This window comes from Pseudomonas lopnurensis (genome assembly GCF_015070855.1).
GTDB lineage: Bacteria > Pseudomonadota > Gammaproteobacteria > Pseudomonadales > Pseudomonadaceae > Stutzerimonas > Stutzerimonas lopnurensis.
The window spans coordinates 86,821-99,512 of record NZ_JADDIX010000077.1; the positions used below are offsets into that span (position 1 = coordinate 86,821).

A 12,692-nucleotide genomic window follows, 5' to 3' on the forward strand; every position below is an offset into this window, starting at 1 on the left:
GCAAGCTGCAAGCTGCAAGCTGCAAGCTGCAAGCTGCAAGCTGCAAGCGTGCGGGCCGGAGCCCAAAGTCCGTCAAGCTTTTCTCTTGCAGCTTATGGCTTGCAGCTTGCAGCTGCTTTTCTAGAACTTCGGCATCCCGCCGCCGGGGAACATGCCGCCCATGCCGCGCATCATCTTGGTCATGCCACCCTTGCCGGTGACCTTTTTCATCATCTTCTGCATCTGCTTGTGCTGCTTGATCAGACGGCCAATATCCTGCACCTGGGTGCCGGAACCCATGGCGATACGGCGCTTGCGCGAGCCACTGATGATGTCCGGGTTGCGCCGCTCGGCCGGGGTCATCGAGTTGATGATGGCTTCCATCTGCTTGAACTGCTTCTCCGCCGCGCCCTGGGCATGCCCCATCTGCGACAGATTCACCCCGCCGATCGACGGCAGCTTGTCCATCAGCCCGCCGAGGCCGCCCATGTTCTTCATTTGCTGCAGCTGGTCGCGGAAATCCTCGAGATCGAAGCCCTTGCCTTTTTTGAGCTTCTTGGTGAGCTTCTCGGCCTTCTCGCGATCGAGCGTCTGCTCGGCCTGCTCGATCAGACTGAGCACGTCGCCCATGCCGAGAATGCGCGAGGCGATACGATCCGGATGGAACGGCTCCAGCGCGTCGCTCTTCTCACCCATGCCGAGGAACTTGATCGGCTTGCCGGTGACATGGCGCACCGACAGCGCGGCGCCGCCACGGGCATCGCCATCGACCTTGGTCAACACCACACCGGTCAGCGGCAGCGCCTCGCCGAACGCCCTGGCGGTATTGGCCGCATCCTGGCCGGTCATCGCGTCGACCACGAACAGCGTCTCGGCGGGAGTGATCGCCGCATGCACGGCCTGGATCTCGGCCATCATCTCGGCATCGATGGCCAAGCGACCGGCGGTATCCACCAACACCACGTCGATGAACTTGAGCTTGGCCTCGCGGATCGCCGCCTGAGCGATTTCCACCGGCTTCTGGCCAGTGTCCGAAGGGAAGAACGTCACCCCGACTTCAGCCGCCAGGGTTTCCAGCTGCTTGATCGCCGCCGGACGATAGACGTCGGCAGAGACCACCAGCACCGTCTTCTTCTTACGCTCCGTGAGAAAGCGCGCCAGCTTGCCGACCGTGGTGGTCTTGCCCGCACCCTGCAGGCCGGCCATGAGCACCACCGCCGGCGGCGCGACGTTGAGCGCGAGATCCTCGTTGGCCGCGCCCATCAATTCTTCCAGCTCGGCGCGGACGATCTTCACGAACGCCTGGCCCGGCGTCAGGCTCTTCGAGACCTCGGTGCCGACGGCGCGCTCCTTGACCCGGCTGACGAACTCCTTGACCACCGGTAGCGCAACGTCGGCCTCGAGCAGGGCCATCCGCACTTCACGCAGGGTGTCCTTGATGTTGTCCTCGGTCAGCTTGGCCTTGCCGGTGACATGGCGAAGCGTTTGTGAGAGGCGATCGGTTAGGTTTTCGAACATGAGCCATTCCACGCTGGATGTGCTGAAGGGCGCGATTATAGAAGGTGGAGGCGCCAGGCCGGTACCCCGAGCGCGATGCTTTTCGTCCCGCGAGCGGGGCATCGCGTCTCCATCCGCAAGCCTGCCGGGTCGGAGCGGCACGCCGCGAGTACCCGAAGCAGGGCCCGGCGCGACGATCCTTACCCAGCCGCTTTTGCGCCTCCGGTGTTTGTGCCACACTCACGACCTTTCGAGCTCGTTACCAGAACCTATGCATCCTCTGCTACCCAGCCTAGCCGCCGCCGCTCTGTATGCGGGCGTCACGGGTTATCAAAGCTTGCGTCTGGCGCAACGCGCGGTGCCGGACAAGCGCCTGCTGCTCGCCATCGGCGTACTCGCCCTGCTCGCCCACAGCTTCAGCCTCTTCATCCAGCTGTTGTCGCCAAGCGGCCTGCATCTCGACTTCTTCACCGCTTCGAGCCTGATCGCCGCCGCGGTCATCCTGCTGATCCTGCTGGCGCTGTACCGCATGCCGGTGGAGAACCTGCTGCTGCTGCTGTTCCCGCTGGGCTGCCTGACCGTGCTCTTCGCCCAGTTCGCGCCATCCGGCACGGCACCGACCATCATCGAGGCGCCGGGCATACTGGCGCACATCCTGTTGTCGATCCTGGCCTACGGCATGCTGACCATCGCCGTGTTCCAGGCCCTGCTCCTGTTGTTGCAGGATCATCATCTCAAGCACAAGCACCCCTCGGGCCTGATCCGCAATTTCCCACCGCTGCAGACCATGGAGAGCCTGCTGTTCGGCTTCCTCTGGGCCGGCTGGATACTGCTGTCCGCCTCGCTGCTCTCGGGATGGCTGTTTCTCGACGACCTTTTCGCCCAGCACCTGGTCCACAAGACGCTGCTTTCAGTCATCGCCTGGGTCGTCTTCGGCCTGCTGCTGTGGGGTCGGCACCAGCTCGGCTGGCGCGGCTACAAGGCCATCCGCTGGACCCTGGCCGGTTTCTGCCTGCTGATGCTGGCGTACTTCGGCAGCAAGCTGGTCCGCGAATTCATCCTGCACATCTGAAGCGAACAGGCTAACGCGTGGAAAATCTACACCCCGGCTTTCTGGTCGGCCTGCTGGTCTTTCTGCTGCTGTGCTCGGCGTTCTTCTCCAGCTCCGAGACCGGCATGCTCAGCCTCAACCGCTATCGCCTGCGCCACCAGGCCAGGGAAGGGCATCGAGGCGCGCGGCGCGCCAGCGAGCTGCTCGCCCACCCGGATCGCCTGCTCGGCACCATCCTGGTCGGCAACAACTTCGTCAACATCCTCGCCTCCTCCATCGCCACCGTGCTGGCCATGCAGCTGTGGGGCGAGGCGGGCATCGCCATCGCCACCATCGGCCTGACGATCATCCTGCTGATCTTCGGCGAAATCACCCCCAAGACGCTGGCGGCGCTGCGCCCGGAGATCATCGCCTACCCGGTGAGCCTGCCCTTGATGCTGCTGCAGAAGGTGCTCTACCCGCTGGTCGCCCTGCTCGGCTGGGTGAGCAACGGGCTGCTCAGGCTACTGGGCGTCGACCTCTCCAACAAGGGCGACCACAGCCTCTCCACCGAAGAGCTGCGCAGCGTGGTGCGCGAGTCCGGCAGCGACCTGCCCGTGAATCGCCAGAACATGCTGCTGGGGATCCTCGACCTCGAGCGGGTCACCGTCGACGACATCATGATCCCGCGCAACGAGGTGACCGGCATCGACCTCGACGACGACCTGGAGTCCATCGTCAGCCAGTTGCGCACCACGCCCCATACCCGCCTGCCGGTGTTTCGCAACGACATCAACCAGGTCGAAGGCATCGTCCACATGCGCCAGATCGCCCGCCTGCTCAGCCATGACCAACTGACCAAGGACAGCCTGCTCGCAGCCAGCAGCGAGCCCTACTTCATCCCCGAGAACACACCGCTTTCCACCCAACTGCTGAACTTTCAGAAGCAGAAGCGCCGGATCGGCATCGTCGTCGACGAATATGGTGATGTACGCGGCATCGTCACGCTGGAAGACATTCTCGAGGAGATCGTCGGCGAATTCAGCAACCAGGACAGCCTGCGCAGCCCGGACATTCATCCGCAGGACGACGGCACGCTGGTCATCGACGGTGCCGCCTACATCCGCGAAGTGAACCGCGCCCTGGACTGGAAGCTGCCCTGCGATGGCCCGAAGACGCTCAACGGCCTGATCACCGAAGCCCTGGAGCATATTCCCGACAGCGGCATCTGCCTGCAGGTCGGCGACTACCGCCTGGAAATCCTCCAGGCGGCGGACAATCGCGTGAAGAGTGTGCGCGCCTGGACCATCGGCGACGCGCAGGCGGACGAGGAATCGGAATGACGGGAGCCGGCACGAACCGGCACCCTTTCGATCAAAGCTGGACTTTCACCGCACCCGCGGCGCGCAGGGCCTTCTCCCGCGCCGCGTCGATCGAGACGTCCCGCGCCAGCGCAACGCCCATGCGCCGCTGCCCGCTGACGCCAGGCTTGCCGAACAGTCGCAACGCGGTATCCGGCTCGCCGAGCGCGGCAGCCAGGTTGCCGAAGCTCACTTCGCTCGATTCGCCTTCCGCCAGGATCACCGCCGAAGCGGCCGGACCGAGCTGGCGAATCGCCGGAATCGGCAAGCCGAGAATCGCCCGCGCATGCAGCGCGAACTCCGAGAGATCCTGGGAAACCAGGGTCACCAGGCCGGTATCGTGCGGCCGCGGCGAAATCTCGCAGAACCACACCTGATCGCCCTTGACGAACAGCTCGACGCCGAAGATGCCACGCCCGCCCAGGGCATCGGTGACGGCCAACGCGATCCGCTTCGCCTCCGCCATGGCCGCCGGGGCCATCGCCTGGGGCTGCCAGGATTCCTGGTAATCGCCCTTCTCCTGACGGTGCCCGACCGGCTCACAGAAGCGGGTGCCGCCCGCATGACGCACGGTCAGCAGGGTGATTTCGTAATCGAAGTCGATGAAGCCCTCGACGATGACCCGCCCCCGGCCCGCCCGACCGCCGGCCTGGGCGTAATTCCAGGCGGCCTCGATATCGACCTCACCGCGGAGTACCGACTGGCCCTTGCCGGAGGAACTCATCACCGGCTTGATCAGGCACGGGAACCCCAGCGCCTGCGTCGCGGCGCGGCACTCTTCCAGCGAATCGGCGAACCGATAGGGCGACGTCGGCAGGCCGAGCTCCTCGGCCGCCAAACGCCGGATACCTTCGCGGTTCATCGTCAGCTGAGCCGCGCGGGCGGTGGGAATCACCGTATAGCCCTCACCTTCCAGTTCCACCAGCGTGGCGGTGGCGATGGCCTCGATCTCCGGCACGATGTAATGCGGCCGCTCCTGCTCGATCACCGCCCGCAAGGCGGCGCCATCGAGCATGTCGATCACGTGGCTGCGGTGCGCAACCTGCATCGCCGGCGCGTTGGCGTAGCGATCGACGGCGATCACTTCCACACCCAGACGCTGCAGTTCGATGACCAGTTCCTTGCCGAGCTCACCGCAACCACAGAGCAGGACGCGGGTGGCGCTGGCGGACAGCGGAGTGCCTATTCGTGGCATGGGATTCCTCGTTACCTGAAAAATACAGCGCAAACCGCGCTACTTACATCAACTGGCCGCTCATGCGGGCCCGTTCGTTACAACGCCGCAAGACCTCACGACGCTCATTGTCGTCCATCAGCCCCCAGCGCCGGATCTCATCGGCGCTGCGCTGGCATCCTACGCAGACATCGTCTTCATCCAGCGCGCAGAGGCTGACGCAGGGCGAGGCGACAGGCTTCTCCCCGGCAGTCACTCATCCGGCTCCAGGTCGCGCGCATAGCGCTGGGCGTTGTGTACGTAATGAGCCGCGCTGGCCTCGAGCATCTTCTTCTGCTCCTCGCTCAGTTCGCGCACCACCTTGCCGGGCGAACCCACCACCAGCGAACCATCGGGAATCTCCTTGCCCTCGGCGATCAGGGTGTTGGCGCCGATGATGCAATGCCTGCCGATCTTCGCGCCATTGAGCACCACGGCATTGATGCCGATCAGGCTGTAGTCGCCCACGCTGCAGCCATGCAGCATGGCGTTGTGGCCGACCGTCACGCCGGTGCCCAGCGTCAACGGGTGCCCCATGTCGGTGTGCATCACGCTGCCGTCCTGGACATTGCTGTTCTCGCCGATATGGATCAGCTCGTTGTCCCCGCGCAGCACCGCGCCGAACCAGACGCTGGCACCCGCATCCAGGCGGACCTTGCCCACCAGCGTCGCGTTGGGCGCGATCCAGCTCTGCGGATGGGCATCGACACGCGATTCTCCCAGACGATATTTCACAACGCGGACCTCTCTATCATGATGAATGGAACGCTGGCCGGCCGGACGTGCGTCGGCATCTCGGCGACCCGTTTCAGGGCTCGCCGCGACCGGACAGGTCGACGAAGGTTTTCGGCGCGCGGCGCATCTCGATACCGGCGTCGTACACCAGGTTCACCAGCTCGACGATCATGATCGCCGTCAGCCCCCAGATCTGGTATTCGCCATAACGGTAGGAGGGGATGTACCAGCTCCGCCCCTGGTAATCGATGCGATGGGTGACTTCGCGCGGGTCCTGGCAGAAGAAGCTCAGCGGCACCGAGAACACCGAGGCGATCTCGGCATCGTTGGCGCGATACTCGACGTAATCCGGGACCAGCCCGACGTACGGCGTGACATGGATACCGTGCACCGACACCAGACTGCTGAGCGGGCCGATGACCTCGACCATCCCCGGCGCCAGGCCGACCTCCTCCTCGGCCTCGCGCAGGGCTGTCTGCAACAGGTCGCGGTCTTCCGGATCGCGACGCCCACCGGGGAAGGCGACCTCCCCGCCATGGGTGGACAGGCCGGCGGCGCGGAGCGTCAGCACCAGCTCCGGCGATTCACTGCGCGTGATCGGCATCAGCACGGCCGCCTCGGGCAGACGCCCCTCCGGCTCCAGGAGATGCGGGGAATAGTCGCGCACCCGTTGGAGTATTGTGTCCAGCATGAATGTTCTCGTTTCGTCTTTGATTGGCATCATGGCATGAAAGGCTGAACCGCCCAAGGCCTCAAAAAAGCCTATCGAAACCATCCTTTGGTTCGATGACGATGACGCCACGGCGCGACGCCCGACACGGATCGTCAGCCAGGCGCCAACGCCGACGCGGCCTTGCCGAATCGCCACGGACGAACCAAGATCTGCCACAGACCCCAGGCCTGGGAATCGTTCATGAAGTTCTGCAACCTGTGCGGCAATCCCGTATTTGTCCGCATCCCCGATGGCGACAATCGACCGCGCTTCGTCTGCGACAGCTGCCAGACCGTGCATTATCAGAACCCGCGCATTGTCGCCGGCTGCGTCCCCATCTGGGAGGACCGCGTGCTGCTCTGCCGCCGCGCGATCGAACCACGCCGTGGCTACTGGACCCTGCCGGCCGGTTTCATGGAAAACGGCGAGACCCTGCAGCAGGCCGCGCAACGCGAGACCCTGGAGGAAGCCTGCGCCAGAGTCAGGGACCTGCAGCTGTACACGTTGTTCGACCTGCCGCACATCAACCAGGTGTACATGTTCTTCCGCGCCGAACTGGTCGATCTGGATTTCTGCGCCGGGGACGAGAGCCTGGAAGCGAGGCTCTTCCAACAGCAGGACATCCCTTGGTCCGAGCTGGCTTTTCCGACCATCGGCCGTACCCTAGAATGCTTCTTCACCGACCGGGTGCAGCAGACCTTCCCGGTACGCAACGAGGCCATGGCGCCCATGCGCAGAAGAACACAGGTCTGATGCAGTTCCCACTCAGGAAAAGCTTCGATGCGTTGGCTGTTCGCCCTTGCCTGCCTCATCTTCACCGTGCTCTCCCACGCCAACGCGACGCCCAGCCTGGCGGGCACGTCCATCGACAAGATCCTGGTGGTCAAGTCGGAGCGTCAGCTGCACCTGATAAGCCGCGGCCAGACGCTGAAAAGCTACCGCATCTCACTCGGCAAACAGCCGCAGGGGGCGAAGCTGCGCGAAGGCGACCAGCGCACGCCGGAGGGTTTCTACTGGGTCGACTGGCGCAAGACCAGCGACAAGTTCAACCTGGCCATGCATATCTCCTATCCCAACGCCCGCGATCTCGCGCGCGCCCGGGAACAAGGCGTAGCCCCCGGCAGCATGATCATGCTCCACGGCACCCCACTGGATGAGGACTATCCGGAATGGTTCTTTCACACCCTGGACTGGACGGAGGGCTGCATCGCGCTGAAGAACGACGACATGCGCGAGATCTGGACGTTGGTCAAAGACGGCACCCTGATCGAGATTCGTCCATAGGGGGATCGCTGGGCGCGGCTGCCGAGCGGCTCGACTCAGAATTGCATGTCCGACAGGCGCCAGACGTCGAAAGCGGGCGTTTCGTAGGGATGGGCCTTCTTCATCGCCTTGACGCTGTCGTGAATCAGCTCGTCGGCGACCACCATTTCCACCTTCCATTCGGCCACGTGCTGCACCTGCCCCAACTGACCCAGGAACGGCTGGCTGCCCTCCAGCGGACGGTACTGGCCCTGGCCAAGCACTTGCCAGCAGCAGCTGTCGTACGCGCCGATCCGACCAGCGCCCGCGGCGAACACTGCTTTCTTGACTGCTTCCAGATGGCTTTCCGGAACATAGAAACACAGCTTGTACATCGACCTCTCCGTGCGAAAGAAACCCGGTGCTAGCGCATCGGGCAAAAAAGGGATGGCATTTTGCCATTTGCACTCACGGCAAAAAGTGTTGCAAATCAAAACTGAGGCATCGGCAACCGGGGCCGGTTCACGGGCAACGCATGGCCGAATTGAAAGGTTCTGTCTGAGTCGGCTGTTGCGGATAGACGTACCCCTGCAGGAGCGGGCCATGCCCGCGCCTACGGACGTTCAGAACACCTCGACACTTCGAGCAACACGCAAGTGGGACAGAGCCAATTGAAAAGGCCCGCTGATACGTCGCATCAGCGGGCCTGCGGGGAACGAGCCGGGTTTCAGCCGATCAGTCCACCCACACCCGCGCATTACGGAACATGCGCATCCAGCCGCCGTCTTCCTGCCACTCGTCCGGGCGCCAGGAGTTGGTTACGGCGCGGAACACCCGCTCCGGGTGCGGCATCATGATGGTCACGCGTCCGTCGCGACTGGTGAGACCGGTGATGCCGCGCGGCGAACCGTTCGGGTTGGCCGGGTAGCGCTCGGTGACCTTGCCGTGGTTGTCGACATAGCGCAACGCCACGCTGCCGGATAGATCGGCCTGCAGCAGCGCTTCCTCGCTTTCGAACTCAGCATGCCCCTCGCCATGGGCAATGGCGATCGGCAGTCGCGAGCCGGCCATGCCCTGGAGGAAGATCGATGGCGAGTCCTGCACCTGGACCATCGCCACGCGCGCCTCGAACTGCTCCGAGCGGTTGCGTACGAAGTGCGGCCAGTTCTCGCTGCCCGGAATCAGCTCGTGCAGGTTGCTCATCATCTGGCAGCCATTGCACACGCCGAGCGCGAAACTGTCCTTGCGCTCGAAGAAGGCCTGGAAGCCGTCGCGGGCACGCGCGTTGAACAGGATCGACTTGGCCCAGCCCTCGCCGGCGCCGAGCACGTCGCCGTAGGAGAAGCCGCCGCAGGCGACCAGCCCCTTGAAGGCGTCCAGGCTGACACGACCGGAAAGGATGTCGCTCATGTGCACATCGATCGCGCTGAAGCCGGCACGGTCGAACGCCGCCGCCATCTCCACCTGGCCATTGACGCCCTGCTCGCGCAGCACCGCCACCTGCGGGCGAATGCCACGCTTGATGTAGGGCGCGGCGATGTCCTGATTCACGTCGAAGCTGAGCTTGGCGCTCAGGCCCGGATTGTCCTCTTCCAGCAACGCATCGAATTCCTGGTCGGCGCAGTCGGCGTTGTCGCGCAGGCGCTGGATCTGGTAGCTGGTCTCGGCCCACTGGCGTTGCAGCAGGCGGCGATCGCCACTGAAGACGTCATTTCCGTCGAGCCGCACCGACACATAGCCATTGTTGACCGGCTGGCCGATTACCGCGACACAATCGCCGAGACCGGCCGCGCTGAACTGCGCGAGGACGATTTCGGTGTCGTCCTGGCGCACCTGGATGACGGCGCCCAGCTCCTCGTTGAAGAGCACGGCCGGAATGTCGTCGGCATCGTCCAGCAGGCCGTCCAGGCTCAGGTTCAGGCCGCAATGGCCGGCGAAGGCCATTTCCAGCACGGTGGTCAGCAGGCCGCCGTCGGAACGGTCGTGGTAGGCCAGCAGCAGGCCGTCGGCATTCAGTCCCTGGATCACGGCGAAGAACGCCTGCAGATCCTCGGCATCGTCGACGTCCGGCGCCTGGCGGCCGAGCTTGCCGTAGACCTGGGCGAGGATCGAGGCGCCCATGCGGTTCTGGCCGCGACCGAGATCGATCAGGATCAGGTCGGTGGCGCCCTTGTCCAGGCGCAGCTGCGGGGTCAGGGTCTGGCGGATGTCGACGACCGGGGCGAAGCCGGACACGATCAGCGACAGCGGCGAGGTCACGCTCTTCTCGGTGCCCTCCTCCGACCAGCGGGTCCTCATCGACATCGAGTCCTTGCCCACCGGGATGGTGATGCCCAGCTGCGGGCATAGCTCCATGCCGACGGCGCGGACGGTGTCGTACAGCCGCGCATCCTCGCCCGGATGGCCGGCGGCGGCCATCCAGTTGGCGGACAGCTTGATGTCGGAAATCTTCTCGATGCGCGCGGCGGCGAGGTTGGTCAGCGTCTCGCCGATGGCCATGCGTCCCGAGGCCGGGGCATCGAGCAGCGCCAGCGGGGTACGCTCGCCCATCGCCATGGCTTCGCCGGTATGCACGTCGTAGCTGGTGGCGGTCACGGCGCAGTCAGCCACCGGCACCTGCCAGGGGCCGACCATCTGGTCGCGCGCCACCTGGCCGGTGATGCTGCGGTCGCCGATGGTGATCAGGAAGCTCTTGCTGGCCACGGCCGGGTGACGCAGCACGCGCGACACGGCATCGTCCAGGTAGACCGAGGCGGCATTGAAATCATCGCCCAGCTCGGCCTCGCGGCTGGCGCTGCGGTGCATGCGCGGCGCCTTGCCGAGCAGCACGTTGAGCGGCATGTCCACCGGCTTGTTGCCGAAATGGCTGTCGGCGACGGTCAGGTGCGGCTCCTCGGTGGCCTCGCCGACCACCGCGAACGGGCAGCGTTCGCGCTCGCAGATGGCCTTGAAACGCTCGAAATCGGCCGCATCGACCGAGAGCACGTAGCGCTCCTGGGACTCGTTGCACCAGATTTCCAGCGGTGCCATGCCGGGCTCGTCGTTGGGGATGTTGCGCAGCTCGAAGCGCCCGCCGCGGCCACCGTCGTTGACCAGCTCGGGGAAGGCGTTGGACAGGCCGCCGGCGCCGACGTCATGGATGAACTTGATCGGGTTGTGCTCGCCCAACTGCCAGCAGCGGTCGATGACCTCCTGGCAGCGGCGCTCCATCTCCGGGTTGTCGCGCTGCACGGAGGCGAAATCCAGGTCCGCGGAGCTGGTGCCGGTGGCCATGGAGGACGCGGCACCGCCACCCAGGCCGATCAGCATGGCCGGGCCGCCGAGCACGATCAGCTTGCCGCCGACGCTGATTTCACCTTTCTGCACATGATCTTCGCGGATATTGCCCATGCCGCCGGCGAGCATGATCGGCTTGTGGTAGCCGCGCACCTCGTCGCCATGGGGGGTGGCGATCGACTGCTCGAAGGTGCGGAAATAGCCGGTCAGCGCCGGCCGGCCGAATTCGTTGTTGAACGCGGCGCCGCCCAGCGGGCCTTCGATCATGATGTCCAGCGGCGTGACGATACGTTCGGGCTTGCCGTAGGGCTTTTCCCAGGGCTGCTCGAAACCGGGAATGTTCAGGTTGGACACGGTGAAGCCGGTCAGGCCGGCCTTGGGCTTGGCGCCGCGACCGGTGGCGCCCTCGTCGCGGATCTCGCCGCCGGAGCCGGTCGAGGCGCCGGGGAACGGCGCGATGGCGGTCGGGTGGTTGTGGGTTTCCACCTTCATCAGGATGTGCACCGGCTCCCGACTCGCGGCGTACTCACGCGTTTCAGGGTTCGGGTAGAAGCGCCCGGCAACGGTGCCGACGATTACCGCGGCGTTGTCCTTGTAGGCGGACAGCACGCCTTCGCTGTGCAACTGGTAGGTGTTCTTGATCATGCCGAACAGGGACTTGTCCTGGCTTTCGCCATCGATGTCCCAGCTGGCATTGAAGATCTTGTGCCGGCAGTGCTCGGAATTGGCCTGGGCGAACATCATCAGTTCGATGTCGTGCGGGTTGCGCCCCAGATCGGTGAAGGCCTGCACCAGGTAGTCGATCTCGTCCTCGGCCAGGGCCAGGCCCAGTTCGACGTTGGCCTGTTCCAGCGCCGCACGGCCGCCGCCGAGCACGTCCACGGCGGTGAGCGGCTTGGGCTGGGCATGGCTGAACAGCTGGGCGGCTTCCCCGAAGCGGCCCAGCACCAGCTGGGTCATGCGGTCGTGCAGCGCGGCGGCGACGAGCGGCACGTCGCTGTCGGCGATATCGCCCTGCACGTAGTAGGCGATGCCGCGCTCCAGGCGCTGGATCTTGTCCAGGCCGCAGTTGCGGGCGATGTCGCTGGCCTTGCTCGACCAGGGCGAAATGGTGCCGAAGCGCGGTACCACCAGGAACAGCCGGCCGGCGGGTTCCTGTACCGGCACGCTGGGGCCGTACTTCAGCAGACGGGCCAGCACGTGCTGCTCATCCGCGCCGAGCGCGCCGGATACCTCGGCGAAATGAGCGAACTCGGCATACAGCCCGCTCACCGCGGGGACCTTCTCGGCCAGTTGTGCCAGGAGCTTGCCGTGACGGAAGGCGGAAAGAGCGGGAGCGCCGCGCAGGATCAACATCGTCGGAACAGCCTCGGAGGGGGGAGCAGTCGGGGCGCGTATTCTAGCCCATGACGGCAGCCGAGCGTAGGCCGGGTTGAGGCGCATGGCACCGAAGCCCACCACCACGCCGAAGTCGGCGTCCGACACCGCGCGCGCTGGGCTTCGCTGCGCTCCCCCCCAATCTATGGGCTGCGTAGGGTGGATGTCGCTTTTTACATCCACCGTAACTCCGCTCGTCGGGTCGGAGAAGCATGACCCGATCTGCAAGCTGCAAGCTGCAAGCTGCAAGCTGCAAGCTGCAAGCTGCAA

At 65.0% G+C, this 12,692-nt stretch carries 11 protein-coding genes; 4 read left to right on the forward strand and 7 right to left on the reverse strand.

Annotation, left to right across the window (positions count from 1 at the left end; translation table 11 throughout):
* Positions 1-120: 120 nt before the first annotated feature.
* Complete coding sequence (gene ffh, locus IN820_RS15545; protein ID WP_193681828.1) at positions 121-1,497, reverse strand: signal recognition particle protein; 1,377 nt, start codon at positions 1,495-1,497, stop codon at positions 121-123.
* Positions 1,498-1,747: 250 nt separating this feature from the next.
* Between ffh and IN820_RS15550 the strand changes: the two genes are divergently transcribed.
* The gene (locus IN820_RS15550; protein WP_193681829.1) at positions 1,748-2,548 is read left to right on the forward strand and encodes a cytochrome C assembly family protein; all 801 of its coding nucleotides are present in this window, start codon (positions 1,748-1,750) and stop codon (positions 2,546-2,548) included.
* 17 nt (positions 2,549-2,565) lie between these two features.
* Positions 2,566-3,849: an HlyC/CorC family transporter gene (locus IN820_RS15555; protein ID WP_193681830.1), complete on the forward strand. Its 1,284-nt coding sequence runs from the start codon at positions 2,566-2,568 to the stop codon at positions 3,847-3,849.
* Between the two features lie 31 nt (positions 3,850-3,880).
* On the opposite strand, the gene purT is transcribed toward IN820_RS15555, so the two are convergent.
* The 4 genes from purT to IN820_RS15575 all read right to left on the reverse strand — a co-directional run bounded on the left by purT (position 3,881) and on the right by IN820_RS15575 (position 6,506).
* On the reverse strand, positions 3,881-5,062 hold the full coding sequence (purT, locus tag IN820_RS15560) for a formate-dependent phosphoribosylglycinamide formyltransferase (protein ID WP_193681831.1): 1,182 nt from the start codon (positions 5,060-5,062) through the stop codon (positions 3,881-3,883).
* Between the two features lie 43 nt (positions 5,063-5,105).
* On the reverse strand, positions 5,106-5,297 hold the full coding sequence (locus IN820_RS15565; RefSeq protein WP_193681832.1) for a DUF1289 domain-containing protein: 192 nt from the start codon (positions 5,295-5,297) through the stop codon (positions 5,106-5,108).
* Positions 5,294-5,815, reverse strand: a complete 522-nt coding sequence (locus tag IN820_RS15570; RefSeq protein WP_193681833.1) for a gamma carbonic anhydrase family protein — start codon at positions 5,813-5,815, stop codon at positions 5,294-5,296. Before IN820_RS15570 ends, IN820_RS15565 begins: the two co-directional genes overlap by 4 nt.
* Before the next feature lie 73 nt (positions 5,816-5,888).
* The gene (locus IN820_RS15575) at positions 5,889-6,506 is read right to left on the reverse strand and encodes a CoA pyrophosphatase (protein ID WP_193681834.1); all 618 of its coding nucleotides are present in this window, start codon (positions 6,504-6,506) and stop codon (positions 5,889-5,891) included.
* Positions 6,507-6,728: 222 nt separating this feature from the next.
* Here IN820_RS15575 and IN820_RS15580 point away from each other — a divergent pair, with 222 nt between their 5' ends.
* Together IN820_RS15580 and IN820_RS15585 are read left to right on the forward strand one after the other, a co-directional pair.
* Positions 6,729-7,280, forward strand: coding sequence for an NUDIX hydrolase (locus IN820_RS15580; RefSeq protein WP_193681835.1), 552 nt, complete (start codon positions 6,729-6,731; stop codon positions 7,278-7,280).
* A gap of 27 nt (positions 7,281-7,307) precedes the next feature.
* Positions 7,308-7,811 carry a L,D-transpeptidase family protein gene (locus IN820_RS15585; protein ID WP_193681836.1) on the forward strand — a complete coding sequence of 168 codons (504 nt, stop codon included), beginning with the start codon at positions 7,308-7,310 and terminating at the stop codon, positions 7,809-7,811.
* Between the two features lie 35 nt (positions 7,812-7,846).
* Here IN820_RS15585 and IN820_RS15590 read toward each other — a convergent pair whose 3' ends face one another.
* A complete protein-coding gene (locus IN820_RS15590; protein WP_037038603.1) occupies positions 7,847-8,164 on the reverse strand; it encodes a Nif3-like dinuclear metal center hexameric protein in 318 nt (105 codons plus the stop codon).
* Between the two features lie 340 nt (positions 8,165-8,504).
* Entirely contained in the window at positions 8,505-12,401 is a 3,897-nt protein-coding gene (gene purL / locus IN820_RS15595) for a phosphoribosylformylglycinamidine synthase (protein WP_193681837.1), read from the reverse strand.
* Between the last annotated feature and the right edge of the window lie 291 nt (positions 12,402-12,692).